The organism is Streptomyces niveiscabiei, assembly GCF_001419795.1.
In the GTDB taxonomy this organism is placed as follows: Bacteria; Actinomycetota; Actinomycetes; order Streptomycetales; family Streptomycetaceae; genus Streptomyces; species Streptomyces niveiscabiei.
This window is the reverse complement of record NZ_LIRL01000317.1, coordinates 1-1,297: the sequence shown is the minus strand read 5'-3', so window position 1 is coordinate 1,297 and position 1,297 is coordinate 1. Positions and strand designations below refer to the sequence as shown.

Here is a 1,297-nt window from a genome sequence, read left to right as displayed (position 1 = left end):
GGGGACGGCATGGGGGCGGCGTACGCGGGGGCCATCACGGTCGAGGTGTACGCCGGTTCGGTGGGAGCGGGAGCCGCAGCGGCCGGCGGGGACATGACCGTCGATGTGAAGGCGGGTGCGGCCGGGGCGGCAGGGGGTGCCATCACCGTTGACGCGTACGCCGGTTCAGCGGCGGGCCCGGCGGACGGCGTCATCACGGTCGACGTGAACGCCGGTTCGGCAGCCGCCGAGGGGCTCATCACCGTTGAGGTGAAGCCCTGTTCGGGCGCGGACGGCGACATGACCGTCGACGTGAAGCCCGACTCGGCCGACGCGTACGCCGGTTCGGCGGGCGCGGCGGAGGGGGTCATCACCGTTGACGTGAACGCGGGTTCGGCGGACGGCGGGTTCATCACCGTTGACGTCAGGGCCGGTTCGGGCGCCGGGGGTGCCATCACGGTTGACGCGTACGACGGTTCGGCGGCTGGTGCCGACGGTGACATGACCGTCGAGGTCAGGGCGGGTTCGCCGGCGGCCTGCGCCTGCTGGGTCTGCCAGGTCGACGTACCGGACGGGTCGTACGCGGCGAAGGCGCCGGTCTCCCACGTCGGAACCGACGGGAACGCACCCGTGTCCCGGGCGGCCTCTGCGGGGTTGTACATCGGGAGGGAGCCGGTGTTCCCGGCGGCGGCTGCGGGCGCGGACTGCGCGGCGGCCGTGGCCGGGAACGCGCCACCGGGCTGAGCGGCCGGGGAGGCGTACGCGGGGAACGTGCCGGTCTCCCACGACGGGACGGAAGGGAGGGCGCCGGTGTCACGTGTCGGGTCGGCGGGGTTGTACATCGGCAGCGAGCCGGAGTCCCAACTCTCCGCCGGGGGACGGGCGTCGGGCGCCTGCGCGACCGGAACCTGCCCGGTGGCGGTCGGATCGGGCGACATCTGCACGACGGGAATCGGCCCGGTGGCCGTCGGCGAGGCCGGCATCTGCGCGGCGGGCGACGGCATGACCGGTATCTGCCCGGTGGCCGTGGGGTCCGGGGACATCTGCGCGCCGAGGGGCGCCATGACGGCCGTGTGCGCCATGCCCGGGGTGACCATGGGGATCTGCCCGGTCGCCGTCGGATCGGGCGACATGACGGCCGTCTGGGCCATGGCCGGGGAGAGCGTCGGGATCTGGCCCGTGGCCGTCGGGTCGGGAGACATCGGTACGGGCGGCAGGAGCGCCGTCTCGGCGAAGGCGGACGGGACGACCGGGATCGGGCCGGTGGCCGTGACGCCGGGCATCTGGGCGGTCGCGGAGGCCGGGGGCAGGGCGGCGA

Annotated in this window: 1 protein-coding gene and 1 pseudogene; one reads left to right on the top strand and one right to left on the bottom strand. The window is 74.8% G+C overall.

Annotated features, from left to right (window positions below):
* A pseudogene (locus tag AOK24_RS16380) lies at positions 1-1,130 on the bottom strand (hypothetical protein); the annotation flags it as partial.
* Here AOK24_RS16380 and AOK24_RS49680 point away from each other — a divergent pair.
* Positions 1,111-1,297, top strand: a 187-nt coding sequence (locus AOK24_RS49680) for a hypothetical protein (RefSeq protein ID WP_206191211.1), incomplete at its 3' end; no start/stop codon positions are given. The pseudogene AOK24_RS16380 and the gene AOK24_RS49680 overlap by 20 nt on opposite strands.